Below are 23,221 nucleotides of genomic sequence, written 5' to 3'. Positions count from 1 at the left end.
CCACGCCCCAACAGCTGATTTCGGCAAACAAGGAATCGCGGCGCAGAAGAAGACCCGGGCATCAGCGGATCTTTAACCGATCGGGAGTTGACGGGAATACCGCACGGGGAAGCACCAGAGTGATCTGCGGGCTGGCTGAGGGCATTCGCGTCCAATGGATACCTGCGGTCATTTGGCAACCATGCGAATACGCGAAGAGGAATAGTCATGCCCGAGCCCACAGAGAACGACAACAAGCAACCGGACCGCAGGAAGTTCATCCTCGGCGCAGCCGCCATCGGCGCCGGGGCGGGCGGCCTGCTCGGCTCCGGCCTGGTCGCGCCCAAGCCGGCCATCGCCGCAGGCGCGGTGAACCTGTACGGCGCCAACGCCTTCGCCGGGCCGCACCAGTCGGCCGCCGACCTGGGCCTCACCAAGAGGTACCCGGTCGAGGGCTACCCCGGCGTCACCCTGCCCTTCCCGACCAACCCGGCGCAGTTCCTGCAGCTCGGCCTGAAGACGCTGTTCGGCGTCCTCCAGGTGTGCCTGTGCGTCACCCCGCAGGGCGTCATGCGTTTCGTGGGCATGGACAAGGTGTTCGACGCCACCATGAAGGGCGGCCTCGGCGTCACGATCGGCGAGGGTCAGTCGAAGGCGGGCAAGAACACGCTGGGGCAGCTCATCCACATCCTGTTCCACCCGACCGACCACTTCTCCGAGGGCCTCAGCACCGCGCTGGGCGTCATCACCTTCAGCCACGACGGCGACCGCCCGGTGCCGCCGAGCTTCCTGTCGCCGGTCGACCCAGGCCGCGTGCTGAAGGCGTTCGGCGACACGTTCCTCAACCCGCTGCAGTGGCCGAACCTGGCCGCGCGGTTCCTGAGGGACCCGATCGGGTTCTTCCAGGACTTCATCCGGATGTTCTTCCCTGGCCACCAGAACATGCGCTTCAACGTCAAGGTGAAGTGCGAGGCCTACCCGGACCTGGTGCTGGTCAACAGGAACACCATCGAGATGTCCAACAGCAACGTCAAGGAGTTCCCGCCGCGCAACGCGGGTTACGCCCCGGCGGGCACCGTGGAGCTGGTGGACATCAAGAACCCGACCGGTCCCACGGTCGTGGTGATCGAGCAGTTCAACTCGGTCGTCAGCCACAAGGAGGGCGCGCCGGCCAAGCTGGACAAGAACTTCATCAACGCCAACGTCGGCAGCGTGGTGACCGTCGACAAGTCGATCACCTTCCAGCCGGAGGCCTCCCGCCTGGCACTCGCCTAGGCGGAAAACAATGAGGGCCGCGCGTGTCGCGCGGCCCTCATTGCTGTACGGAAATCACCCGGCTGAGGCGCCGAGCAGGTGACCGGCGAGCGCGTCCCAGGCGGGCGAGCGTCCAGGCACGTCCAGGATGCGGCGCAGCACGTCGGCGTCGCCCGCGCAGGCCAGCCACGACTCCCGGATCGTCACCCCGTCCTGCGGGGTCCAGACGATCTCGCACGAGTCGCCCGAGGCCACGTCGCCCCCGCCCTTCCAGACGATGGGACGCAGGTAGACGCCGGGACGGGCCGCCTCCGCGAACCGCCCGACCCAGTCCTCCTGCCCCGTCCACGCGGCGAACGCCGCGCTGGGCAGCACCGGGCCCATCACCTCGAACCGGATGGTGCCCAGATACCAGAACTGCCCGATCAGCATCTCGCGCACGTCGATGCCGCGCAGCGTGAAGTTCTCGCCGAACGCTCCGGGAGCCAGCTCCGTGCCGAGTTGCCCGGCCCACCACTCGAGGTCCTCGGCGGCGTAGGCGGTGCAGGCGAAGTAGGGCCCGGTGTGGTCGGAGTCGACGTGCTCGTCGCCCTCCAGCCCCGTGCTCCCCATGGTCAGCCGATTCTGCACCGGCCGTTTGGGGCAGGCGCTGCGACCCCAAGGTGTGTCACTCGCCTGGGCGATGTTGACCGACTCGACTTTCACGTTCTATCCCCTCGAGAAGACGACAAGGTGAAAGTAGTGAGCGAAATGAGAACGTTCAAGAAAGACGCTCCGCGCCAAACGCAAAAATGGCCCGCGCCTGGGACCAGGCGCGGGCCTTTCACAAACTAGTAGACGTAAGGAGCGGGCTCAGGCTCGCCCGCGCCGACCACGAACGTGGTCTTCCACGTCTCGTTACCGACCTTGATCAGCACCATGTAGGTGCCGGGCACCGTCGCGTGGCCGGTGATCAGGCCGCCGGAGCTGACGCTGATGCCGGGCGGCAGGTTCGACGGGTCCACCACGGTGAAGCCCGTGCCGAACTGGGTGGGCAGGGCGAGGTTGGTGTCACCGCACGAGCAGATGGTGACCGTGACCTCGGTCGTGGTGACCGTCCCGTAGGTGGGCGCGCTCGCCAGGATCGTGATCGTCAGCGTCGTGTCGCCGCACGCCGTACCCAGGCAGACCCGCACCGGGAAGGTGAACGACCCCTTGACCTTGGGCACGCCGCTGAGCCTGCCGTCCGCACCGATGGTGATGCCGGGCGGCAGCTTGGTGGCGTCCAGGACGGTGAACGTGGCGCCGGGAGCGGTCTCCAGGATGTACCTGCCGGTCACCTGCTGGCCCACGTACCCGGAGAAACCGGTCAGCACGATGAGCATCTGCGTGCTGGAGCCGACGGTCAGCGTGATCGTCGTCGCGGCGCAGCCGCTTCCGAGGCACACCTTGACCGGCACGACGTACGTGCCCGCCTTGGTGGGCGTGCCGGTGATCCTGCCGTCCGTCGAGATCGTGATGCCCGGCGGCAGCTTGCCCGGGTCGGTGACCGTGTAGGTGACGGTCGTGCCGTACGGTGCCCCGGTCGCGGTGATCTGGCCGGTCGCGGGCTTGTCCACCGTCCCGTTGAAGCCGTCGACGACGAGCGACAGCGTGGTCGACTGGCCGGCGACGGTGATGGTGACCTCGGTCTCCATGCACGTGGTGCCGGAGCAGATCCGCACGGTGAAGGTGTAGGTGCCCGCCTTGACCGGTGTGCCGGTGATACGGCCGTCAGGGCCGACGGTGATGCCCGGCGGCAGCTTGCCCGGGTCGGTGACGGTGAAGGTGGGACGGGCACCGTACGGCGTGCCCGTGACGGTGATCTGGCCCTTCACCGGACGGCCGAGCGCGCCGTCGAAGGTGATGTTCACCGTCCAGTCCGGCGCGACCGGCTGGCCCACGGTGAGCGTGACGGACAGCGTGGTGCAGGTGCCGCCGGAGCAGACCTTGACCGGGAAGGTGTAGGTGCCCGGCTTGGTGGGCGTGCCGACGATCCTGCCGTCCGCGGTCACAGTGATACCGGGGGGCAGCTTGCCCGGCTCGGTCACCGTGTACGTGGGCCGTGATCCGTACGTGGACAGGCCGTTGACCCTGATCGTGCCCGAGCTGGGCTGGCCGGCGACGCCGGTGAAGGTCACCGTGAGCGTCCACGGGCTCGGCTTGACGGTGAAGATGATCGAGCCCTGGGCGCACTCGGTGCCCGCGCAGGCCTTGACCGGAACGGTGAACGTCCCGGGGGCGGTCGGCGTGCCGGTGATCCGGCCGTCGGCGCCGATGGTGACGCCCGGCGGCAGCTTGGAGCGGTCGAGCACGGTGTAGGTCACCGTCAGGCCGTAGGAGCCGGTGACGGTGAGGCTCGCCGTGACCCTGGTCCCGACCGTCCCCGTCACCTGCAGTGACGACGGGTCGAAGGCGAGCGGGTCCTCCGACCCCGGCGTCGCGTCGTCCGTCGGCTCAGGGCCGGGCGGCGTGTAGGGCCCGTACGGGTCGGGCGGCGGTGGCGGCGGGTAATCGGCCGCCTGGTGGCTGGAAGCGCTGGCATATACCGGCAGAGCGCCGAAGGCGGCCCCGCCGAGCGTGGCGACCAGCGCCGCGCCCAGCAGGAACCTGCCGGAACGTCTATTAGACATTGAAGTGTCCTCTATGTGATGGAGCTTTCATCACTTAGAGTAACTTGTCGGTCACAAAGAGACTTGCATGATTCCGTACGGGCTGCGGGGAGATCGATGACGCGGCAGCGGAAACAAGATCGGCGTGTGGACATTCTTCTGGCGCGCGCTCCTTGGGCTGGCTGTCGCCGCCTCAGCGCTGACGCCCCTTCAGGCCATGGCAGCGAGCACCTCGTGCTCCGAGGAGACCTACCTCGGCCGCGCGATCCGGCTGTGCCCCGACGCTCCCGCCTCGCACGGGCTGCTGGCGAGCAGCGTCTTCATCGACGACGTCGCCCTGGTTGTGCTGGTGCGTGACGGGCGGTACGTCACGGTGCTCAACCAGTACGTCTCCCACGCCTCCCTGCGCGACGCCGCGCGCGACGCGGTGAGCGTCCTCGGCGGCGCCGCGCTCGTCCCGCCGGAGGAGCAGGTCCTGCACCCCTGCGGGTGAAGATCTTGCGAAAGCCGTACGGAGCACAGAGAGAGCCCGGATGCGCGGACGGAAAGAAAGATCACGCATCCGAAACAGGGGGGATCTCATGGCAACTCCGGACAGGCGAGGTTTGTTCAGGTTGGCGGCGGGCGGGGCGGCTGCGGTCGTCGTGAGCAGGGCGGGAATGGCCCAGGCGGCGACGCCACCGCCCGTCCCGCTCCCGACGCTGCCGCCGCTCCCGTGCCTCGAACTCGTGCACAAGAAGAAAACGATCAAGATCTGCCCGCCGGGCAAGCTCAAGGACGGGCTGCTGCTCGACGCGATCCAGATCGACGGCGTCTCGCTCAAGGCGATGGCGCACAAGGGCAGGTTCGTCACCGTGCTCAACCAGCACGTCGACTTCGGCTCGCTGGAGGAGGCGGCGCTGCACGGGGCGGAGCTGCTGCGCGGCGCCAAGCTGTTCGAGCCGCCCGGCAAGAGCGGGCTCAAGCCGCATGCGCCGGAGCCGTGCAACCACCGGCTGCGGGCCGGTCAGGTGCGCAAGACCGCGTCGGCGCTCACCGCGGCGGAGCGCGCCGACTTCGTCAAGGCGCTGCTCACGCTCAAGTCGCAGGGCACCTACGACTGGTTCGTCGACGTGCACCGCAGGGCCTTCGACAACCACCAGTGGAACGCGCACATGCACGCCGGGTTCCTGCCGTGGCACCGGGCGTTCCTGCTGCTGTTCGAGGCGCAGCTGGAGCGGATCAAGCCGGGGCTGGCGCTGCCGTACTGGGACTGGAGCGTCCAGCAGTCACTGGGGGTCGCGCCGTTCACGACCGACTTCCTGGGCGGCAACGGCCGCGTGGAGGACGGCCAGGTGATGGACGGGCCGTTCGCCTACCGCAACGGCCAGTGGAAGCTCACGGTGCGCAACGACGACCGCGAGTTCCTGCGCAGGGAGCTGGGCAGCCGGGCGGCCAAGCCGTCCCCGCCGAGCGCGGTCACGGCGGCGCTGAGCAACACCGTCTACGACAGGGCGCCGTACGACTCGACGGTGACGGGCTTCCGCAACGCCGTCGAGGGGTGGCCGAGCGGGCCGACCATGCACAACAGGGCACACGTCTGGACGGGTGGCAGCATGCTGCCCGCCTCGTCGCCGAACGACCCGGCCTTCTTCATGAACCACTGCTTCGTGGACAAGATCTGGTCGGACTGGCAGACGAAGAACCCGAACGTGGCCCAGTTCCTGCCGCCGGAGCTGATGGACGTGCCTCTGGAGCCGTTCAAGAGCGAGGCGGGCTGGAGCATCACGCCGCGCCAGCTCCTCAACCACCGCGGCTGGTACACCTACGCCTGAGAGCCGGGTGGGCGTCCTTCGAGGTCTGCTCTCGCCGCGTCCTCCGCCGCCAGGAAGGGGTCTTCGCTCTCGGCCTTCGCGCGGAGGGCGGAGTCCTCCTCCTCGCCGGTCGTGTCCAGGACGTCGCCGCCGCCGTGATGGGTGGCGGGAACGAAGACCTGGTCGGGGTGCCTGGCCGCCTCGGCGGCCGCGGCGTTCTCCGCCGCCCCCGGGCGGAGGTTGGGGACGTTGAGCGAGGTGGCGGAGGTCTCGCTGCCGACCAGGGCCTCGTGCATGCCCACGTAGCCCGCTGTCTCGTCGACGAACTCCTCATGGCGTTCGTTTTCCGTCATTAGTGTTCCTTTCGGTGACATATCCCTCATCGGGGTTGTTCCCGGGCACGGGCGAGGCTACTCCTGGGACAGGAGCGCCTGGCCCAGGTCGCTGGCGGTGTAGTTGACCTCGTGCCGGTACCGGTGGCCGGTCACCAGGCCGGTGTCGCGCAGGACGGTCAGATGCTGGGAGACCGCGCCCAGGCTCAGCCCGGTGCGCGCGGCGAGCTGCGTCGTGGTGGCCGGGGAGCTGGTGAAGGCGAGGATCTGCGCCCTGCTGCGGCCCAGGAGCCGCGCCAGCCCCTCGCCGCCGTGCCGCCGCTCCCACAGGGTCCCGACGGCGCGCGCCGGGTAGACCAGCGCGGGCGCGGGATGCCCGGTCAGCAGGTGGCAGCGGGTGGCGAACGCCGTCGGGGTCAGGGTGAGCCCCGCGCCGCCCACGTCGGCGGGCAGGTCGGGAGCGACCAGTTCGCTGCCCGACCAGCGCAGGGTCGGGTGCAGCCCGGCGAACACCTGCTGGATGCCGTCCTCGGCGAGCTGCCTGGACCGGTGTGCGACGTCGGCCTCCAGGACGGCGCGGATGCGCGGCCAGTGCGGCTTGACGGCCGCCTCCCACCAGGCGAGGACGACCTCGGCCAGCTCGTGGCCAGGCGGCAGCTCCTGCTCGATCTCCGCCAGCGGGCAGCGCGGCGGCGTCAGCAGCCCGGACAGGTCCCCCGACAGCGCGGAGAACCTTGGGTGGAGGTCGCGGGCCGACCTGATCCACGACAGGTGTACGGCGTGCGCCCCCGGATCGTTGACCGCCCGGTAGGCGGCCAGGCTCTCCCACAGCGGCGAGATGGCGAACCGCACGTTCGCCAGATCGTGTGCCCCGAGCCGCACCCGCACCTCCCACAACTTTTCGCCCAGACTAAAACACTCGCCGCCCGAGCCGCGCAATGCTGATATTTCCGCTCATGACGTCGGACTTTCGTAGATTCTGGGCCGCTGACTCCGTGAGCCAGGCGGGCGCCGCCGTGACCCTCGTCGCCCTGCCGCTCGTGGCGATCGGCCTGCTCAAGGCCACGCCGTTCGAGACAGGGCTGCTGGTCATGTTCGAGTACCTGGCGTTCCTGGTCATCGGCCTGCCGGCGGGCGCGTGGGTGGACCGGGTCAGCAGCCGTCCCGTGCTGCTCGCCAGCGTCCTGGCCCGCGCCGCGCTCGTCGGGTCGATCCCCGTGGCGTACTGGCTGGACGTCCTGGCCCTGCCCCAGCTGTACGGCGTGGCCTTCTGCGTCTCGGTGTGCACGGTCTTCTTCGACGTGGCCTACCAGAGCCACCTGCCCCATCTGGTGGACGACGCGCAGCTCGTCGCGGCCAACGTCCGGCTGGAGGCCACCCGCAGCATCGCCCAGATCGGCGGTCCCGGCGCGGGCGGCGCGCTGGTGTCCGCCCTGACCGCGCCCGTGGCGATCGTCGTCGACGCGCTCGGCTTCCTGGCAGCGGCTCTGCTCCTGTCCGGCGTGAGCCGTACGACCAGGAACGCGGGAAGGCCGAGGCTGGGCCGGGAGATCGCCGAGGGGCTGCGGTTCGTCTTCGGTGACCCGCTGCTCCGGGCGATCACCATGACCGCGGCGATCTCCAACCTGTGCGGCACGATCGGCGCCTCGATGCTTCTGGTCCTGCTCAACAGGGAGCTCGGCCTGTCGCCCTTCCTCTGCGGCCTGGTGTTCACCGCCGAGGCCGTGGGCGGTCTGGTGGGCAGCCTGCTCACGGTGCGGATCGCGGCGTGGCTGGGCCAGGGCCCGGCCATGTGCCTGTCGGTGGTGCTCAGCGGCGTGTTGTGGCTGCTGGCGCTGCCGATGTACCAGGCCGACTGGCGGTTCGCGGTCGCCGTCGCGCTGCAGGCGCTGGGCTGGGTGGTGTTCATGACCTTCAAGATCAACTCGGTGGCGATCAGGCAGCAGATGTGCCCGAAGCCGCTCCTCGGCCGGATGACGGCGTCGGTCAGGTTCGTGGTGTGGGGCGTGATGCCGGTGGGCGCCCTGCTCGGAGGGGTGCTGGGGCAGCAGGCTGGCGTCCGCGAGGCCATGTGGGTCGGCGTCGTGGGGGAACTGCTGGCCGTACTGCCCCTGCTCCTGTCTCCGGTGCGGAGCCTGCGTGCCTCACCCGGCGCCGGCCTCCGCGCGTAGCAGCGCGGCGAGCCCGTCGGGGTCGGCCGCGGCCAGGCCCTTTCCGGCGAACCAGGTCGCCACGTTGCGCGCGTCGCGGTCGAGGAAGTCGAAGCCCGTCGGGTGCGCGATCACGTCCACGATCTGCGGCAGGTCGATGATGACCAGCCTGCCGTCCTGGACCAGGATGTTGTACGGCGACAGGTCGCCGTGCGCGAGGCCCTGGCGGGCCAGGGTCACCATGGCGTCGACGAGCTGCTCCCACAGCGACTCCAGGCCGTCGGACACCGCCGCCAGCCGCGGCGCCGCGTAGCCGTCCGGGGTGCCGACGAACTCCTCGAGGATCTCGGTGCCGACGATCTGCACCGGGTAGGGCACCGGCAGGCCCATCTTCCACAGCCGGCACAGCGCGTCGAACTCGGCCACGGCCCACTGCGCCGCGATGACCTGCTTGCCGAACGCGGTGCGCTTGGCCATCGCGCGGTTCATCCGGCTCTCGCGGGTCTGGCGGCCCTCCAGGTAGCCGGAGTCGCGGTGGAACAGCCGGTGCTCGCCCGCCCGGTACCGCTTGGCGGCCAGGAGGCAGACCCGGTCGGTGTCGGGGACGCCGCGGGAGATGAGGTGGACGTCGGCTTCCTTGCCGGTCTTGAGGATGCCGAGCTCGGTGTCGACGGCGGCCAGCTCGGTGACCAGCCATCGGGGGTGCGGCTTGGGGCCGCGCTCAGTGGGGGTGCTCTGGTCCCAGGTCGACCAGCGGTCGCCGGACGGTGGGCCTTCGAGCTCTTCTACGGTCGGGGCGCTGTCGAGCCATTCGAGGTCGTCGGCGTCGAGCGCGTTCTTGCCACGGGTACGGAATGCAGACTGCCGCTTGGGCACGGTGGTGATCTCCAAGAAAGAAGGGAGGGGCCCACCGGCGCGCGAGTCAGCTCAGCGTCGTCCCGGTGGGAAGGCAGAAGTCGCGGACAATCGTCATCACGGTCTCGCCCTCCCTTCAGATCAGGTAACGGGCATGAGTATGCCCACCCGAAATCGGATTGCGCAAGTCAATAAGGTCGGCCCCATGGACCGATGCCCGCAGTGCGCCTACCTGCAGCCCGCCGGCGCCCCCGCCTGCGCACGGTGCGCCGCCGTCGTGGACGCCCTGGTCGAGGCGGGGTGGCGCACGTTCGCTGAGGAGTACGGCACGGCCGACGAGACGGTGCTCGCCGAGATGGTCGTCGACGAGCCGGACCGGCACCCGTGGCGCGTGGTCGACGCCGCCTACGACCGCCTCGTCTGCCCCGGGTGCGGCGGCAGGCTCAGCAGGGGACCGGCCGGCTGCGCGCCGTGCGACCTCGCCAACGGGTTCCGCTACGTGGCGATCGAGATCGACCGGCCCGGCGTGCGGGCGGGCAACGAGCACGCGTTGCGGGTCAACGTCGCCGTGGTCCGCCGCCCGTACGGGATCTCCGCCGGTGAGCTCCTGGTCCGCCGGGCGGCTCTGCCGTACCTGCTGGCGGGGTTCATGCCGTCGACGGCGCAGGCGCAGGCGACCAAGGCGATGCTCAACGACGGGGCGTCCGAGGAGGAGCTCCTCGCCTGGATGGAGCGGAACTGGGCGGGTTAGTCCGGGCGTTCCTGCATCGTGCGGCGGTAGAGCTCGTCGATCTCGTCCAGGGGGTCGGCGGCGCGTCTGCGGGACTCCAGCTCCAGTTCGGTGCGCTGGTGCAGGTCGTCGAGGCTGGAGGCGGCGTGGTGCACCTGGTTGCCGAGCAGGTCGGCGCGGATGCGCGCGCACATGGCGTTGAGCTTGGCCTGGTGCTCGCGCAGCCGGTCGAGCGTGACGTGGTCGACGTAGGGGGAGACCCGGCGCTGCTGCGCGTACATGGCCAGCTGCGCGTCGTGCACGTCGGCCTGCCTGGCCAGCTCGGTCATCAGCTGCGGCAGCTCGCCGAGGCCCCAGCCCTGCGCGTGTGCCTGGTCGACGGCCTGCCGGGTGAGCGACACCTCGCGGCGCAGGTCGATGCGGAGCCGTTCCACCTCGGCGGCGTCACCGGGACCCATGGCGTTGACGTGCGTCGTCAACCGGGAGGCGGCGGTCCTGGCCGTCCTGGCGGCCTTCTTGCCGAGCTTGACCAGCACGTAGATCCCGACGACGCCGAACAGCAGCATCAAAGCCAGGATGACGAGAAGAACTTCGATGGCGCGCCTCCCCGCGGGATGTCGATGCCCAGACTCTATCCCTTGATAGGGCAAAGTCCGTGTGCCACCGTTCCGGGCATGACGGTAGATCCCACCACCCGCGCTGTCATCGACGCGATGACCGAAGTGTTCCCCAAGGTCGGCACCGAGGTCCTGGACGCGGCCGAGGCCAGGCGCATCCTGGCGGCGATGCCGTTCCCCGAGGCGGAGCCCGTGGGCAGGATCGAGGACAGGACGGCGGGCGACATCCCGATCCGCGTCTACTGGCCGGTCGAGCAAGGGCCGCTGCCGGTCGTCGTCTACTTCCACGGCGGCGGCTTCACCCTGTGCGACCTGGACACCCACGACGGCGTCTGCCGCGACCTGTGCAGAGGCGCGGAGGCGATCGTGATCTCCGTCGACTACCGGCTGGCCCCCGAGCACCCCTACCCGGCCGGGCCGGACGACGCCTACGCGGCCACCATCTGGGCCCACGAGCACGCGGCCGAGCTGGGCGGCGACCCGTCACGGCTCGCCGTCGCCGGTGACAGCGCGGGCGGCAACCTGGCGGCCGTCACCGCGCTCAGGGCGCGCGACCTGGGCGGCCCGCCGATCGGCTTCCAGCTCCTGATCTACCCGGCCACAGACGCCGCCATGGACACACCGTCGCACAAGGAGAACGCCGAGGGCTACTTCCTGACCGCCGCGCACATGCGCTGGTACTGGGACCAGTACCAGCCGAGCCCCGAGCGCCGGGCCGAGCCGTACAGCTCGCCGCTCCACGCCGACCTGCGCGGCCTGCCGCCCGCGCTGGTGCTGACGGCCGAGTACGACCCGCTGCGCGACGAGGGCGAGGCCTATGCCGTACGGCTCGCCGAGGCGGGCGTGCCCGTGCGGAGTGTGCGCTACGACGGCATGTTCCACGGTTTCTGGGGGATGGGCGCGTTCCTGCCCGCCGCGCAGGAGGCCATGGACCGCGCGACGGAAGGCCTGAGGGACATCGTGTGGGCGCCGGGTGGGGACCAGGAGCGCCCACACGAGTGAGTTCACCGTAGAAGCGCCAAATACCCGGGCGAATCCGTCACGAGGCGGACCTCGCGTCAGCCGCCCGGTTTACGCGCCGCGCGGAACCTGCGCACCTTCCTGACGCCCCACCACACCACCAGCCCCAGCAGCGCCAGCGCCGCGATCACCAGCAGCGGCAGGAAGATCGCGATCAGGCTCATGCCCAGCGAGCCCGCGTCCTCGACCGTGGACACGACGGGCGCGCCCACGCCAGCCGTACTCGCGTTGACCACCGGACGGGCCGCGGCCTTCATGGCGTGGACGGCCAGCGCCACCACGATGCCGATCAGCCACCCGAGCCAGGGGTTCTCCGCCATCCAGGTCGACTTGTCCAGCTCCGCTGCCGCCGCCGTGGCGCTGAAGACGACGCCGCCGGACGCCGGCCGTACAGCGGTCTGGATCATGTCGTTGACGCTGTCCACGGCCGGGATCTTGTCCAGGACCATCTCGGCCACCAGCAGCACCGCGAGCACGGCGAGCACGCCCCAGTTGGACAGCCACGCGTAGCCGTCCGGCAGCTTCACCCGGTCGGTGAAGTTGGCCAGGATCCCGACGACGAGCAGCGGGATGTAGGCGTTGAGACCGGCCGCTGTCGACAGACCGAGACCGGTGAGTGCGGCGAACATCCTTCCAGCATGCCCTGTGCTAAACGGTCTAGACCTTTTAGGGTGATCCCCATGAGCGAGTCGGCGCGGATCGTGGTCATCGGTGGCGGCGTCGGTGGGGCCAGCGTGGCCTACCACCTGACGGAACTCGGCGAGCGCGACGTGCTCGTCCTCGAACGGGACGAGCTGACGAGCGGCTCGACCTTCCACTCGGCCGGGCTGGTCGGGCAGTTGCGCGCCGATCCGACGCTGACGCGGATGAACCAGTACTCGGTCGAGCTCTACCGGACGCTGGACGGGTGGACCGAGTGCGGCGGGATCAAGCTGGCCTCCACGCCCGAGCGGATGGAGGAGATCAGGCGGCAGATCGGGTGGGCGCGGACGTTCGGGCTGCCGCTGGAGGAGATCTCGGTGGCCGAGGCCGTCGAGCTGTTCCCGCTGATGGACCCCGCCGGTGTGGTGGGGGCCGCCTACCTGCCGACGGACGGGCAGATCGACCCGTCGCAGCTGTGTTACGCGCTGGCGGCCAAGGCGCGGGCGGGCGGGGCGCGGATCCGCACGCACACGCGGGTGCTGGGGGTCGCCGTCGAGGGCGGGCGTGTCACGGGGGTGCGGACCGATCAGGGGGACATCTCCTGCGAGGTCGTCGTCAACTGCGGGGGGATGTTCGCGCCGGAGATCGGGCGGATGGCCGGAGTGCGGATCCCGATCGTGCCCATGTCGCACCAGTACGTGGTGACCGAGGGGTTCCACACCTTCGAGAAGCTCCCCACCCTGCGCGACCCCGACCTGCTGGTCTATTACCGGCAGGAGGTGCAGGGACTGGTCATGGGGGGTTATGAGCGTACGTCCGCGCCGTGGGTGGACCCGGTGCCGGCCGACTTCAACGGGAAGTTGCTGCCCGACGACTGGGAGCGGCTGGCCGACATTTCCCGAAATTCCGCGATAAGGGTGCCTGCGCTGGAGGAGGTCGGGATCCGGAAGCTCATCAACGGCCCTGAGGCTTTCACCCCGGACAACGAGTTCTGCCTGGGGGAGACGGAGGTGGGCGGGTTCTTCGTCGCCGCCGGGTTCTGCGCCCACGGCATCGCGGGGGCGGGCGGGATCGGCCGGGTGATGGCCGAGTGGATCGTGTCCGGCGAGCCCACCTGGGACGTGTGGCACATGGACATCCGGCGCTTCGGCCGCCAGTACCGCTCGCCGTCCTACACACGCAAGCGCGTGGTGGAGAACTACGAGACCTACTACGACATCCGCTACCCCGGCCACGAACGTTCCGCGGGCCGTCCCCTTCGCGTGTCGCCCGCCTATGCCTGGCACAAGGAGCACGGGGCCGTCTTCGGGGAGAAGTCCGGCTGGGAGCGGGTCAACTACTACGCCTCCAACGCCACCGGAGACTTCCCCCAGCCGCGCGGATGGGCGGGGAGGCACTGGTCCCCGGCGATCGGTGCCGAGCATCTGGCGACACGCTCGGGCGCCGGGCTCTTCGACGAGACCTCCTTCGCCAAGATCGAGGTCACCGGCCCGGACGCGGCCTCGTTGTTGCAGTGGGTGTGTGACAACGACGTGGCGCGCGGCGTCGGCGACGTCACCTACACCCAGGCGCTCAACGCCCGCGGCGGCATCGAGTGCGACTTCACCGTCACCAGGCGCGGCGAGGAGGAGTTCCTCATCGTCACCGGCACCGCTTTCGGCTCGCACGACATCGGCTGGCTGCGCAAGCAGGCCGCGGCCCGCGGGGCGCGCGTGCGCATCGCCGACGTCACCGGCCAGTACGCCTGCTTCGGCCTCTGGGGGCCAGCCGCCCGCGACATCCTCGCCCCCCTCACCGGCGACCCGATGACCGCGCCCTTCATGACGGCGCGCGAGCTGACCGTCGGCGACGTGCCGGTGCTGGCGCTGCGGGTGACGTTCGTGGGCGAGCTGGGCTGGGAGCTGTACTGCTCCAGCGAGTACGGCCTGGCCCTCTGGCGTACGCTCTGGGACACCGGCCAGGTCACCGCCGGCGGCTACCGCGCGATCGACAGCCTGCGCCTGGAGAAGGGCTACCGCGTCTGGGGCGCCGACATCGGCCCGGAGACCACCCCCTACGAGGCGGGCCTCGGCTTCTGCGTCGCCAAGGACAAGGACTTCCTCGGCCGGGAGGCGCTGACCAGGAACCCGGAGCGGCGCCTGAGGTGCGTGACGCTCGACGATCCCCGCTCGGTGGCGCTCGGCAACGAGCCGGTGCGGGTGAACGGCGAGGTCGTCGGCCGCGTCACCTCGGGCGGGTACGGCTACACCGTCGGCTCCCCGATCGCCTACGCCTACCTGCCCGTCGAGGTCGGCACCCGGGTCGAGGTGGACGTGTTCGGCACCTGGGTCCCCGGCGTCGTCGCCCAGGACCCCCTCTACGACCCCAAGTCCACCCGCGTCCGGGTATGAGCACGCCGGAGCTGCATCGCGGGATCGGCGTGCCCGCGCACGCCCAGATCGAGCAGTGGCTCACCGCCGCCATCGCCTCGGGCGAGCTCGCCGTCGGCGACCGGCTGCCCGCCGAGCGCGACCTGGCCGCCGACCTGGGCGTCAGCCGGATGACCCTGCGGCACGCGCTGGCCGCGCTGGAGCGGCGCGGCCTGCTGGTGCGTACCCCTGGACGGTCGGGCGGCGCGTTCGTCGCCAGGCCGCGCATCGACTGCGACCTCACCGGCCTGGCCGGGTTCACCGAGCAGATGCGCCGGGCTGGTCTGGCGGCGGAGGCGGCGATCCGCACGGCCGCGACCGTGGGCGCCGACGCGGCGACCGCGGCGGCGCTGGAGCTCGAGCCCGGTGACCCGGTCCACGAGGTGAGCAGGGTGCGGTCGGCAGAAGGCGCGCCGGTCGTGCTCGAACGCTCGCGTTTCCCCGCCGTACGCTTCGCCGACCTGCTGGAGCTGGACCTCAGCGGTTCCCTCTACACGCTGCTCAGGGAGCGGTACGACATGGAGCCGCACACCGCCGTCGAACACCTGGAACCCCGTCTCGCGAGCCCCGGCGAGGCAGCCGAGCTGGGCATCGCCGAGGGCACGCCGCTCATGCTGATCGAGCGCACCGCCTACACCGCGGACGGCGTGCCCGTCGAGTACGCGCACGACCTGTTCCGCCCCGACCGCGTCCGGATCTCGGTCACGAGTCGCTGGTCAGGCGGCTGAGCCGCTCGACGGCGTCGGCGAACTCGCTGACCATGTCGTACACGACGTCCCTGGCCGGGCGGATCTGGTCGAGCTGCCCCACGACCTGCCCGACGAAGTAGTTGGCCAGCTCGACCGCGCCGGGATCGCCGCGCTCCGCCGCCAGCGCGATGCGCGCCATCGCCCCCTCGGCCAGCAACATCTGCAGCGGCATGCCCAGCGGACCCGGGCTCTCCTGCGACGCGTCCCACTCGTCCGTCCAGGCCGACTTGAGCTGCCTGGCCGGTTTGCCGGTCCGCGAGCGCGAGCGGACGGTGTCCAGGGACGACGCCTGGAGCATCTTGCGCTTCACCGACGGCAGCGTCTCTGCTTCCTCGGTGGTCAGCCAGACCGAGCCGCACCACACGCCCTCGGCGCCGAGCGCCATCGAGGCCGCCATCTGCCTGCCGTTCGCTATGCCGCCCGCAGCCAGGACGGGGACCGGCGCGACCGCGTCCACCACCTGCGGGACCAGCACCATCGTGGCGATCTCGCCGGTGTGCCCGCCCGCCTCCGTGCCCTGCGCCACGATGATGTCCGCGCCCGCCGCGACCTGCCTGCGCGCGTGCTCGACCGTACCGACCAGCGCGGCCACCGGCACGTTCGCGGCCCGCGCCCTGGCCACCATCTCGGGCGGCGGCGGGCCGAGCGCGCTGGCGATCAGCCCGATCGGGTGCTTCAGCGCCACGTCGATCAGCCCGGTGGCTCCTGCGGCCGTCACCCGGCGCCCCACCTCGTCCGCCGACCCGCCGAAATCGCGGGCGGGGACGGCTATGCCGTACTTCGTGAACAGATGGGTGACGAAGTCGCGATGCCGGTCGGGGATGAAGTCGACCAGGTGCGCCGCCTTGTCCAGCGCGGAGGCGTCGATCTTGCCGGGCACGAGCACGTCCACCCCGTACGGCCGGCCGCCCACCTGCTCGTCGATCCAGGTCAGCTCGGTGTCCAGCTCGTCGGGGGAGTAGGCGATCGCCCCGAGCACCCCGAAACCGCCCGCGTTGGTGACCGCGGCCACCACGTCCCGGCAGTGGGAGAAGGCGAACAGGGGGAATTCGACGCCCAGGCGTTCGGTGATCGCGGTCCGCATGAACCGAACATAGCTCTAGGACTCGTCCTCGTCATCCTCGTCTTCCTCGACCGTCCAGTTGACCGAGGTGATCGTCGGTTCCAGGCTGAGACGGCTGGTGGCGCTCTCGAAGAGGTTCTCGTCACGGCGCAGGCTGTCCACGATGGCGTGCACCTCCACCTTGCCGCGAATGTCGGACTCGTGGCTGTGCAGGCTGCGCAGCCGCAGCTCCGGCCTCGTCAGCGCGCTGACGATCAGCTTGCGCACGTGCGCCTGCTCGTCCTCGCTGCACGTCACCTCGAACCGGTAGCGGGTCCTGCGCATGGCCCTGCGCCGGTCCAGCAACCGCCCCAGCGGCCGCATCGCCGTGTTCGCGCCCACGATCAGCAGCGTGCCCGCGACCGCCAGGATGTACATCCCGGCGCCCGCCAGCGAACCCACGGCCGCCGCGCACCACAACGTCGCCGCCGTGTTCAGCCCACGGATGTTGAACCCCTCGCGCAGGATCACGCCCGCCCCGAGGAAGCCGATCCCGGACACGATCTGCGCCGCCACCCGCGTCGGGTCGGCGGTGCCCGGGTCGCCGACGAAGCCGTACGCGCTGAGCAGCACGAACAGCGCCGACCCCACGGCGACCAGCAGGTTGGTGCGCAGCCCCGCCATCCTGGCGCGCCACTGACGCTCGATGCCGATCACCGCGCCGAGCACGCCGGCTGCGACCAGCCGGAGCATCAGCTCCCAGTCGACGACATCCACACCACGGGCGTTCCCCTTTACGGGGCGATGAGCCGGGGCGTTGCCGATCCCTTACCGGGTGCGTGCCAGCCGTTTTCCTCGGAATAGGTACGCACCAGCTTTCCCGGCACCCCGGCGATCACGCTGTGGTCGGGGAACTCGCCCCTGACCACGGCGCCGCCCGCCACCACGCACTGCCGCCCGATCCTCGTGCCCGGCAGGATGATCGCGCCGGTGCCCAGCCACGACCCGCTCCCGATCGAGACCGGGTTGTTGCGCGGCCACTGCCTGCCGATCGGCTGCTCCGGGTCGTCGTACACGTGGTTCTGGTCGGTGATGTAGACGTAGGGGCCGGTGAAGACGTGGTCGCCGATGTCGATCGACTGGTGGCCCACGATGTGGCTGCCGCGGCCGATCGAGCACGAGCCGCCGATCCGCACGATCGAGCCGGGGCCGAGCGGCGCGCCCGGCATCATCCCGCACGAGATCGAGACGCGTTCGCCGATGAGCGTGTGGTCGCCGATCTCGATCCACTCCTCGCCGAAGATCGCGCCCGGCGGGAAGGCGATGCTCACGCCCTCGCCCAGCCGCCCGAACCGGTACCCGGCGGGGTTGGCGGGACTGATCGCGCCCGCCGTGCGGATCCACGCGTATGCGCGGTGGATCAGCGCGCCCACTAGTGACATAGCGCTCTAGTATGCCGTTCGAGCATGTGGAGGGGGTTGTTTGATATCCTGAGAGCCCGTGGACGCATGACCACACCTCGAGCCACGGGAGCCTCCTTGCGCAGCGCATCGCAAACCAAGCATCTGTTCGTCACCGGCGGTGTCGCCTCCAGCCTCGGCAAGGGGCTCACAGCCTCCAGCCTCGGCCGCCTGTTGAAGGCTCGCGGGCTGCGGGTCACCATGCAGAAGCTCGACCCCTACCTCAACGTCGACCCGGGAACGATGAACCCGTTCCAGCACGGCGAGGTCTTCGTCACCGACGACGGGGCAGAGACCGACCTCGACGTCGGCCACTACGAGCGGTTCCTCGACACCGACCTGCACGGCTCGGCCAACGTCACCACCGGCCAGGTCTACTCCAACGTGATCGCCAAGGAGCGCCGCGGCGAGTACCTCGGCGACACCGTCCAGGTCATCCCGCACATCACCAACGAGATCAAGGACCGCATCCGCGGCATGGCGGGTCCCGACGTGGACGTCGTCATCACCGAGGTCGGCGGCACCGTCGGCGACATCGAGTCGCTGCCGTTCCTGGAGTCCGTACGCCAGATCCGGCACGAGGTGGGGCGCGACAACGTGTTCTTCCTGCACGTGTCGCTCCTGCCGTACATCGGGCCCTCCGGCGAGCTGAAGACCAAGCCGACCCAGCACAGCGTCGCGGCGCTGCGCAGCATCGGCATCCAGCCCGACGCGATCGTCCTGCGCTCCGACCGGCCGGTCACCAGCTCCATCAAGCGCAAGATCAGCCTGATGTGCGACGTCGACGAGGACGCCGTGGTCTCCGCGATCGACGCCGCCTCCATCTACGACATTCCGAAGGTTCTGCACTCGGAGGGCCTTGACGCCTATGTCGTCAGAAGGCTGGGCCTGCCGTTCCGCGACGTGGACTGGAAGGAGTGGGAGCAGCTCCTGCGCCGCGTGCACCGCCCGGCCAAGGAGGTCACGATCGCGCTGGTCGGCAAGTACATCGACCTGCCCGACGCCTACCTGTCCGTCACCGAGGCGCTGCGCGCCGGCGGGTTCGCCAACGACGCGCGGGTCAACATCCGCTGGGTCAAGTCCGACGACTGCGAGACCGACGAGGGCGCGGCCCGCGAGCTCGACGGCGCCGACGGCGTGCTGATTCCCGGCGGTTTCGGCGTGCGCGGCATCGAGGGCAAGATCGGCGCCATCAAGTACGCCAGGGAGAACAAGGTGCCGCTGCTCGGCATCTGCCTCGGCATGCAGGGCATGGTCATCGAGGCGGCGCGCCACCTGGCCGGGATCGACGACGCCAACTCCGCCGAGTTCGACGCCGACACCAAGCACCCGGTCATCTCCACCATGGCCGACCAGGAGGACGTCGTCGCCGGCGAGCGCGACATGGGCGGCACCATGCGCCTGGGCGCCTACACCGCCAAGCTCGGCGAGGGCACCCTGGCCCGCCAGCTCTACGGCGGCAAGGCCAAGGCCGACGAGCGCCACCGCCACCGCTACGAGGTCAACAACGCCTACCGCGAGCAGCTCGAGAAGGTCGGCCTGGTCTTCTCCGGTCTGTCGCCCGACGGCCGCCTCGTCGAGTACACCGAGCTGCCCGTCGAGACGCACCCGTTCTTCATCGGCACCCAGGCGCACCCCGAGTTCAAGTCGCGCCCGACGCGGGCCAACCCGATGTTCAAGGGCCTCATCAACGCCGCCCTGGCTTTCGCGGACAGCCGTGCGTCCGCCAAGGTGAGCAAGTGAGAGATCTTCCTGAGGAATGGGACGTCGTAGCGTCCAAGGACCACTTCCACGGCCGGGTCATCGGCGTGCGCACCGACACCGTGCGCATGCCGCGCGCCGCGGAGAGGGAGCCGAACCGGACACCGGGAGAAGCCCGCACGGACAGCAAGGTGCAAGGTGAGGCGGACTCGACCAATTGGGAACTCGCCGACCGTGACTACGTCGTGCACCCGGGGTCCGTCGCCGTCGTCGCGCTCGACGAGCAGGACCGGGTGCTGCTGATCAGGCAGTACCGGCACCCGGTGCGGCACCTGCTGTGGGAGCTGCCCGCCGGGATCCGCGACGTGGCGGGCGAGCCGCTGGCCGAGCTCGCCGCGCGCGAGCTGGCCGAGGAGGCGGGCTACGCGGCCGACACCTGGCACACGCTGGTCGACCTGATGAGCTCGCCGGGCATGACGGACGAGCGCATCCGGGTCTTCCTCGCGCGCGGGCTCCGCCGTACGGAGATCGACTTCGAGCACCGGCACGAGGAGATCGACATGCCGGTGGAGTGGGTGCCCCTGGCGGACGCGGTCGAACGCGCCCTGATGGGAATGATCCACAATTCCCCGGCCGTGGCCGGTATCCTCGCCGCATATGCGGCATCGGTGGAGGGGTTCGCGCTGTTGCGGCCGGCCGACGCACCTGAGGAGTGAGACTTCGTGGAGGCGGTGCTCTCCAGCTACCTCGCCCATCTGGCGGTGGAGCGGGGCCTGGCTGCCAACACTCTCGCCTCCTACCGCCGTGACCTGCGGCGCTACGTCGACCACCTCCGATCACGCGGCAGGCTCTCGTGGTCGGAGGTCGGCGAGGCCGACGTCCTCGACTTCCTGACCGCGCTGCGGTCGGGGGACGGCGAGCATCCCGCCCTCGTCGCCAGCTCGGCCGCACGCGCCGTGTCCGCGGTGCGCGGGTTGCACCGGTTCGCCCTGCGTGAGGGTGTCACCGGCCACGACCCCGCGCACTCGGTCAGGCCGCCCAGGCAGCTGCGCAGGCTGCCCAAGGCGATCAGCGTCGACCAGGTCGAACGGCTGATCGCCGCCTCAGGCCCCGCCGACGCCCCGCTGACCCTGCGCAACGGGGCGCTCCTGGAGCTGCTCTACGGCACGGGCGCCCGCATCTCGGAAGCCGTCGGCCTCGCCGTCGACGACCTCGAACCCGAGCAGGTACGGCTGCGCGGCAAGGGCGGCAGGACCCGCGTCGTGCCCCTCGGCCGCTACGCCCGCGAGGCCCTGGACGCCTACCTCGTCCGGGCCAGGCCCGCCCTCGTCGCCCGCACCCCCGCCCTGTTCCTCAACGCCCGCGGCGGCAGGCTCACCCGGCAAGGCGCCTGGGAGGTGCTGCAGGCGGCGGCGGAACGAGCCGGACTAGAAGGCATCTCTCCGCACGTCCTACGGCATTCGTTCGCAACTCACCTCCTAGACGGCGGCGCCGACGTTAGGGTGGTCCAGGAATTGCTCGGCCACGCCTCCGTGACGACCACCCAGGTCTACACACTGGTCACGGTCGACAAGCTCCGCGAGGTTTACGCCGCGGCGCACCCACGCGCCCGGCAGTGATCTATAGTCGTGCGACGTGCGGGAAGACGGCGTGCCGCCTTGCCGCTTAAGTGCTGACGCCATAGTGTCCGTCCGGACGGTCCGGTTCGAGACCGTCAGGGAGGTTCGAGCTGGTGACTGTGACCACCAATGGTTCGACCCCGGGGTCCCCCAAGAACCCCTGGGGCGACAAGAAGAGCAACACGCCCGTCGGCGTCAATCTCGGCCCGACCGGGCGGCCTCGTCCGGTGTTCCCCGATCCGGTCCCGCGCGAAGTGCACGGCCCGGCCAGGGTGGTCGCGATGGTCAACCAAAAGGGCGGCGTGGGCAAGACCACGACCACGATCAACCTCGGGGCCGCGCTGGTCGAAGCCGGGCTGAAGGTCCTGCTCGTCGACTTCGACCCCCAGGGCGCGCTGTCGGTCGGCCTCGGGATCAACCCGCAGACGCTCGACCTGACGGTCTACAACCTCCTCATGGAGCGCGAGGTCACAGCGTCCGACGTGTTGCTCGAGACCGGCGTCGACGGGCTCGATTTACTGCCGAGCAACATCGACCTGTCGGCTGCCGAAGTGCAGCTCGTCAGCGAGGTGGCCCGCGAGTTCGTGCTCGGGCGCGTGCTCAAACCGATGCTGCCCCACTACGACGTGGTGCTCATCGACTGCCAGCCGTCCCTCGGCCTGCTCACGGTCAACGCGCTCACCTGCGCGCAGAGCGTGATCATCCCGTTGGAGTGCGAGTTCTTCGCGCTGCGCGGCGTGGCACTGCTCATGGACACCATCAACAAGGTCCGTGAGCGACTGAACGAGGACCTCGAGATCGAGGGCCTGCTCGCCACCATGTACGACGCCCGCACCCTGCACGGCCGCGAGGTCGTGGAGAGCCTCATGGGCGCCTTCGGCGACAAGGTCTTCCACACCGTGATCAACCGCACCGTGCGCTTCCCTGACGCGACGGTCGCCGGCGAGCCGATCACGATCTTCGACTCGGGTTCGCTGGGCGCGAAGGCATACCGTGAGCTGGCCCGAGAGGTGCTTTCTCGCTGGCCCGCGCCTGCCACAATGGCGAGGTGACCTCAACCGAGCAGCAGCAGGGCTTCCAGGTCCATCTGGACGTCTTCGAAGGGCCCTTCGACCTGCTGCTCGGCCTCATCTCCAAGCACAAGCTGGACATCACCGAGGTCTCGCTGTCCCAGGTGACCGACGAGTTCATCGCCTACATCAGCTCGCGCGGGCCCGAGTGGGACCTCGACCAGACGTCGCAGTTCCTGCTGGTGGCCGCGACGCTGCTCGACCTCAAGGCGGCCAGGCTGCTGCCGTCCGGTGAGGTGGAGGACGAAGAGGACCTGGCGTTGCTGGAGGCGCGCGACCTGCTGTTCGCGCGGTTGCTCCAGTACAAGGCGTACAAAGAGGTGGCGAAGGTCTTCTCGGGGCTGATGGCCGCCGAGGCGCTGCGCTTTCCGCGTACGGTCACCATGGAAGAACAGTTCGCCAACCTCCTGCCTGAACTGGTGCTCGGCATCGGCCCCCTGGAGCTGGCGAAGATCGCCGGTCGCGCCTTCACCCCCAAGCTCCCGCCGACCGTGTCCGTGGGGCACATCTACCAACCACTCGCCAGTGTCCGCGAGCAAGCGGCTATCCTTGTCGAGCGGTTGCGGCGCATGCGCAAGGCGACCTTCCGGGCCCTGGTGGCCGACTGCGACGGCACTTTCGAGGTCATCGCCCGCTTTCTGGCGGTGCTTGAGTTGTTTCGGGAGTCGGCGGTCACGTTCGATCAGCTTGAGCCGCTGGGTGATCTGCATGTGACTTGGACGGGCGCCGACGACGGTGACGTGTCGGTGGGTGATGACTACGAAGAGAGCGCGGAGAAGCAGGCCGATGAATGACGACGCACTCCCGGCCCCCCGGCAGTCCGCAGAATCCCCCACCCACCCGACCGGCATCCCCCGAACTGGCGTCTACGCCCCCAAACCCACCCCGCCTTCCCCAGAGATTCCCCCCGCTATAGACGCCGCCAACCCCCCTACGTCTCACCCTGACGAGCCCGACCTCCCAGAGTCCCTGACAACGGACACACCAGAGGCGACAACCCCCGACACGACCCTTCCCGCTGAGGAGCCCCCCACGACGGCTTCCTCCCATGCGGCGGATCTTTCGAGCGCCGGGTCGGCGGGTCGTGGGTCGGTGGAGTCCGGCGCGATGCCCGCGTCCGGTGAGCCGGTCGTGGGGGAGGCGACGGGGTCTCCAGAGGGCGGTCCCGCG

At 70.0% G+C, this 23,221-nt stretch carries 23 protein-coding genes; 13 read left to right on the top strand and 10 right to left on the bottom strand.

Features of this window, described 5'->3' with window-relative positions:
* The first annotated feature begins 207 nt into the window (after positions 1 to 207).
* Entirely contained in the window at positions 208 to 1,254 is a 1,047-nt protein-coding gene (locus ACIBG8_RS16150; protein ID WP_397343499.1) for a hypothetical protein, read from the top strand.
* A gap of 54 nt (positions 1,255 to 1,308) precedes the next feature.
* Here the strand turns inward: ACIBG8_RS16150 and ACIBG8_RS16145 are convergent, their stop codons facing one another.
* Together ACIBG8_RS16145 and ACIBG8_RS16140 are read right to left on the bottom strand one after the other, a co-directional pair.
* Entirely contained in the window at positions 1,309 to 1,938 is a 630-nt protein-coding gene (locus ACIBG8_RS16145; RefSeq protein ID WP_397343498.1) for an MOSC domain-containing protein, read from the bottom strand.
* Positions 1,939 to 2,063: 125 nt separating this feature from the next.
* The gene (locus ACIBG8_RS16140) at positions 2,064 to 3,884 is read right to left on the bottom strand and encodes a hypothetical protein (RefSeq protein WP_397343497.1); all 1,821 of its coding nucleotides are present in this window, start codon (positions 3,882 to 3,884) and stop codon (positions 2,064 to 2,066) included.
* A gap of 124 nt (positions 3,885 to 4,008) precedes the next feature.
* Here ACIBG8_RS16140 and ACIBG8_RS16135 point away from each other — a divergent pair, with 124 nt between their 5' ends.
* Both ACIBG8_RS16135 and ACIBG8_RS16130 read left to right on the top strand, forming a co-directional pair.
* Positions 4,009 to 4,356 (top strand): tyrosinase family oxidase copper chaperone, encoded by a 348-nt coding sequence (locus ACIBG8_RS16135; RefSeq protein ID WP_397343496.1) that lies wholly within the window; start codon positions 4,009 to 4,011, stop codon positions 4,354 to 4,356.
* 88 nt (positions 4,357 to 4,444) lie between these two features.
* Positions 4,445 to 5,677, top strand: coding sequence for a tyrosinase family protein (locus ACIBG8_RS16130; RefSeq protein WP_397343495.1), 1,233 nt, complete (start codon positions 4,445 to 4,447; stop codon positions 5,675 to 5,677).
* On the opposite strand, the gene ACIBG8_RS16125 is transcribed toward ACIBG8_RS16130, so the two are convergent.
* Together ACIBG8_RS16125 and ACIBG8_RS16120 are read right to left on the bottom strand one after the other, a co-directional pair.
* A complete protein-coding gene (locus ACIBG8_RS16125; RefSeq protein WP_397343494.1) occupies positions 5,668 to 6,009 on the bottom strand; it encodes a hypothetical protein in 342 nt (113 codons plus the stop codon). The two genes, ACIBG8_RS16130 and ACIBG8_RS16125, sit on opposite strands and share 10 nt — an antisense overlap.
* Before the next feature lie 57 nt (positions 6,010 to 6,066).
* Positions 6,067 to 6,870, bottom strand: a complete 804-nt coding sequence (locus ACIBG8_RS16120) for a helix-turn-helix domain-containing protein (RefSeq protein WP_397343493.1) — start codon at positions 6,868 to 6,870, stop codon at positions 6,067 to 6,069.
* A 74-nt stretch (positions 6,871 to 6,944) separates the two neighbouring features.
* Between ACIBG8_RS16120 and ACIBG8_RS16115 the strand changes: the two genes are divergently transcribed.
* A complete protein-coding gene (locus ACIBG8_RS16115; protein ID WP_397343492.1) occupies positions 6,945 to 8,159 on the top strand; it encodes an MFS transporter in 1,215 nt (404 codons plus the stop codon).
* On the opposite strand, the gene ACIBG8_RS16110 is transcribed toward ACIBG8_RS16115, so the two are convergent.
* Positions 8,133 to 9,029, bottom strand: coding sequence for a serine protein kinase RIO (locus ACIBG8_RS16110; protein WP_397343491.1), 897 nt, complete (start codon positions 9,027 to 9,029; stop codon positions 8,133 to 8,135). The genes ACIBG8_RS16115 and ACIBG8_RS16110 overlap by 27 nt on opposite strands.
* Positions 9,030 to 9,198: 169 nt before the next feature.
* Here ACIBG8_RS16110 and ACIBG8_RS16105 point away from each other — a divergent pair, with 169 nt between their 5' ends.
* Positions 9,199 to 9,744: a hypothetical protein gene (locus ACIBG8_RS16105; RefSeq protein WP_397343490.1), complete on the top strand. Its 546-nt coding sequence runs from the start codon at positions 9,199 to 9,201 to the stop codon at positions 9,742 to 9,744.
* Here the strand turns inward: ACIBG8_RS16105 and ACIBG8_RS16100 are convergent.
* The gene (locus ACIBG8_RS16100) at positions 9,741 to 10,289 is read right to left on the bottom strand and encodes a hypothetical protein (protein WP_397343489.1); all 549 of its coding nucleotides are present in this window, start codon (positions 10,287 to 10,289) and stop codon (positions 9,741 to 9,743) included. The two genes, ACIBG8_RS16105 and ACIBG8_RS16100, sit on opposite strands and share 4 nt — an antisense overlap.
* Positions 10,290 to 10,397: 108 nt before the next feature.
* Between ACIBG8_RS16100 and ACIBG8_RS16095 the strand changes: the two genes are divergently transcribed.
* Positions 10,398 to 11,342, top strand: coding sequence for an alpha/beta hydrolase (locus ACIBG8_RS16095; RefSeq protein ID WP_397343488.1), 945 nt, complete (start codon positions 10,398 to 10,400; stop codon positions 11,340 to 11,342).
* A 56-nt stretch (positions 11,343 to 11,398) separates the two neighbouring features.
* On the opposite strand, the gene ACIBG8_RS16090 is transcribed toward ACIBG8_RS16095, so the two are convergent.
* The gene (locus tag ACIBG8_RS16090) at positions 11,399 to 11,989 is read right to left on the bottom strand and encodes a DUF4126 domain-containing protein (RefSeq protein WP_397343487.1); all 591 of its coding nucleotides are present in this window, start codon (positions 11,987 to 11,989) and stop codon (positions 11,399 to 11,401) included.
* A 51-nt stretch (positions 11,990 to 12,040) separates the two neighbouring features.
* On the opposite strand from ACIBG8_RS16090, the gene ACIBG8_RS16085 reads away from it, so the two are divergent.
* Positions 12,041 to 14,392 (top strand): FAD-dependent oxidoreductase, encoded by a 2,352-nt coding sequence (locus ACIBG8_RS16085; protein WP_397343486.1) that lies wholly within the window; start codon positions 12,041 to 12,043, stop codon positions 14,390 to 14,392.
* Positions 14,389 to 15,138, top strand: a complete 750-nt coding sequence (locus ACIBG8_RS16080) for a GntR family transcriptional regulator (RefSeq protein ID WP_397343485.1) — start codon at positions 14,389 to 14,391, stop codon at positions 15,136 to 15,138. Before ACIBG8_RS16085 ends, ACIBG8_RS16080 begins: the two co-directional genes overlap by 4 nt.
* On the opposite strand, the gene ACIBG8_RS16075 is transcribed toward ACIBG8_RS16080, so the two are convergent.
* From ACIBG8_RS16075 to ACIBG8_RS16065, 3 genes are read right to left on the bottom strand one after another with little or no spacing between them, the layout of a single operon-like run.
* Positions 15,113 to 16,243, bottom strand: a complete 1,131-nt coding sequence (locus ACIBG8_RS16075; protein WP_397343484.1) for an NAD(P)H-dependent flavin oxidoreductase — start codon at positions 16,241 to 16,243, stop codon at positions 15,113 to 15,115. The genes ACIBG8_RS16080 and ACIBG8_RS16075 overlap by 26 nt on opposite strands.
* A 15-nt stretch (positions 16,244 to 16,258) precedes the next feature.
* The gene (locus ACIBG8_RS16070; RefSeq protein WP_397343483.1) at positions 16,259 to 16,978 is read right to left on the bottom strand and encodes an MgtC/SapB family protein; all 720 of its coding nucleotides are present in this window, start codon (positions 16,976 to 16,978) and stop codon (positions 16,259 to 16,261) included.
* A gap of 17 nt (positions 16,979 to 16,995) precedes the next feature.
* Positions 16,996 to 17,643, bottom strand: coding sequence for an acyltransferase (locus tag ACIBG8_RS16065; RefSeq protein ID WP_397343482.1), 648 nt, complete (start codon positions 17,641 to 17,643; stop codon positions 16,996 to 16,998).
* A gap of 96 nt (positions 17,644 to 17,739) precedes the next feature.
* Between ACIBG8_RS16065 and ACIBG8_RS16060 the strand changes: the two genes are divergently transcribed.
* The 5 genes from ACIBG8_RS16060 (at position 17,740) to ACIBG8_RS16040 (ending at position 22,845) form a co-directional block, all read left to right on the top strand.
* Positions 17,740 to 19,404 (top strand): CTP synthase, encoded by a 1,665-nt coding sequence (locus ACIBG8_RS16060; protein WP_397343481.1) that lies wholly within the window; start codon positions 17,740 to 17,742, stop codon positions 19,402 to 19,404.
* A complete protein-coding gene (locus tag ACIBG8_RS16055; RefSeq protein WP_397343480.1) occupies positions 19,401 to 20,078 on the top strand; it encodes an NUDIX domain-containing protein in 678 nt (225 codons plus the stop codon). The genes ACIBG8_RS16060 and ACIBG8_RS16055 overlap by 4 nt, the downstream gene beginning before the upstream one ends.
* Before the next feature lie 6 nt (positions 20,079 to 20,084).
* The gene (locus ACIBG8_RS16050; RefSeq protein ID WP_397343479.1) at positions 20,085 to 20,981 is read left to right on the top strand and encodes a site-specific tyrosine recombinase XerD; all 897 of its coding nucleotides are present in this window, start codon (positions 20,085 to 20,087) and stop codon (positions 20,979 to 20,981) included.
* Positions 20,982 to 21,094: 113 nt separating this feature from the next.
* Entirely contained in the window at positions 21,095 to 22,033 is a 939-nt protein-coding gene (locus ACIBG8_RS16045; protein ID WP_397343478.1) for a ParA family protein, read from the top strand.
* The gene (locus ACIBG8_RS16040; protein WP_397343477.1) at positions 22,030 to 22,845 is read left to right on the top strand and encodes a segregation and condensation protein A; all 816 of its coding nucleotides are present in this window, start codon (positions 22,030 to 22,032) and stop codon (positions 22,843 to 22,845) included. The genes ACIBG8_RS16045 and ACIBG8_RS16040 overlap by 4 nt, the downstream gene beginning before the upstream one ends.
* Positions 22,846 to 23,221: the final 376 nt, after the last annotated feature.

Origin of the sequence: Nonomuraea sp. NPDC050556, assembly GCF_044457355.1 — a bacterium.
Lineage (GTDB): Bacteria > Actinomycetota > Actinomycetes > Streptosporangiales > Streptosporangiaceae > Nonomuraea.
The sequence above is the reverse complement of the archived record's forward strand: the minus strand, read 5'-3'. Positions and strand labels throughout refer to the sequence as shown.